At 27.0% G+C, this 1,777-nt stretch carries 4 protein-coding genes; all 4 read right to left on the bottom strand.

Translation table 11 applies throughout. The features are described 5' to 3' along the window. A partial coding sequence (locus BGI33_RS13375; protein ID WP_218965120.1) for a hypothetical protein occupies positions 1–189 on the bottom strand: 189 nt, incomplete at its 3' end. Positions 190–384: 195 nt separating this feature from the next. Beyond that, positions 385–726 carry a hypothetical protein gene (locus BGI33_RS03255; protein ID WP_100089926.1) on the bottom strand — a complete coding sequence of 114 codons (342 nt, stop codon included), beginning with the start codon at positions 724–726 and terminating at the stop codon, positions 385–387. Between the two features lie 95 nt (positions 727–821). Next, a complete protein-coding gene (locus BGI33_RS03250) occupies positions 822–1,160 on the bottom strand; it encodes a hypothetical protein (protein ID WP_100089925.1) in 339 nt (112 codons plus the stop codon). Between the two features lie 179 nt (positions 1,161–1,339). Then, positions 1,340–1,681 carry a hypothetical protein gene (locus tag BGI33_RS03245; protein ID WP_100089924.1) on the bottom strand — a complete coding sequence of 114 codons (342 nt, stop codon included), beginning with the start codon at positions 1,679–1,681 and terminating at the stop codon, positions 1,340–1,342. Positions 1,682–1,777 lie beyond the last annotated feature (96 nt).

Genomic DNA, 1,777 nt, shown 5'->3' with positions numbered 1-1,777 from the left:
TTCTTTTTTCTCTGAAGCTAATAAAGTTATTTTTGTTTTAGATACATCTAAATTATAGATATTGGTAATGTTAGCATTTTTTAACCAACCTTTAGTCATATTCATAGGCCAATTGTGGCAATCTGGTGCTTTTGAAAAAGATAAGATAGGAGATAACATTAATAATATTAGTAAAGATAATTTCTTCAATGTCTAGCCTCAACTTGTTTGTTTTTACTTTTGAGTATTTTTCCTGATATTTATTAGGAATTTGCACCAAAAGATTGAAAGTAACACATTTAGTTTTTACCAAAAATAAATCCTAAACTTGCAGTAAATAACCATGATCAGGAACTGTACAAATATCTGCCCCTTGGAAAGTTTTTTAAAATATTTATTTTTATTTTAGAAGCTTGTATAATTTTTTGATATTAAATAAATATTTACATCACTTATTGAACATTCCTCATATGAAGAATCACTTTTGGTAACTACCTCGTAAGTATTTCCTTTTTTATCGTAAAAAATAAAGTGGTAAATTTGAGTATATAAATCCTTTCCTTTTTTCTCTGAGGCCAATAAAGTTATTTTGGTTTTTGATTCTTCTAAATTTTTGAAGTCAACTATTCTCGCATTTCTCATCCACATTTTGGTCATATTCATAGGCCAAGAGTAACAATTAGGTGCTTTTGCAAAAGATAGGGTAGGGAGTATGGCTAATAACATTATTAAAGGGAAATTTTTCATTTCACTATCTCACCTCTTTAATCAAAGAAATCGAAAGTAACAAGTTTATGTTACCGTCTAATGGACATCTTGCCTGAAAAATCATATCAAATTTACTAATGGGTATGGCTTTTAGATATTAAATAACTATTTACATCACTTATGGAACATTCTTCCTGTGAAGCTTCATTTTGAGTAATTACCTCGTAAGTATTTCCTTGTTTATCAAAAAAAACAAAATGGTAAATTTCTATATATAAATCTTTTTTCTTTTTTTCAGAGGCCAATAAAGTTATTTTTGTTTTAGATTCATCTAAATTATAGATATCGGTAATGTTAGCATTTTTTAACCAAGCTTTGGTCATATTCATAGGCCAATTGTAGCAATCAGGTGTTTTTGCAAAGGATAAGGTAGGAAGTATACTCAACAATATTATTGTAAATAGTTTTTCCATTATGTACCTTAATTTGTTTATGTTCATCTTTGTGCAGTCCTCTTAAAATATTGCTAGCAATATTTTTATAAAGAGTTTTGTAATTTCTATAATCCCAATTGATTTGTTAGTAAGCTAACACCTTAACTTAATTCAAAATGATAATACTTAGAGCCTAAGTAGATTTTGAATATTTGAATTCAGTAATTAATGTCTCTTTTGGAAATTAGATAGCTATTTACTTGACTCATAGAACATTCTTCATCTGAAGCTTCATTCTTGGTGATTACTTCATATGATTTTCCTTTTTTATCATAAAAAACAAAATGGTAAATTTGAGTATATAAATCCTTTTCTTTTTTCTCTGAAGCTAATAAAGTTATTTTTGTTTTAGATACATCTAAATTATAGATATTGGTAATGTTAGCATTTTTTAACCAACCTTTAGTCATATTCATAGGCCAATTGTGGCAATCTGGTGCTTTTGAAAAAGATAAGATAGGAGATAACATTAATAATATTAGTAAAGATAATTTCTTCAATGTCTAGCCTCAACTTGTTTGTTTTTACTTTTGAGTATTTTTCCTGATATTTATTAGGAATTTGCACCAAAAGATTGAAAGTAACACATTTAGTTT

The sequence above is a fragment of the Snodgrassella alvi genome (assembly GCF_002777425.1).
GTDB lineage: Bacteria > Pseudomonadota > Gammaproteobacteria > Burkholderiales > Neisseriaceae > Snodgrassella > Snodgrassella alvi_B.
Note: the sequence above shows the minus strand (reverse complement) of the source record. Positions and strands in the feature narration are given on the sequence as shown.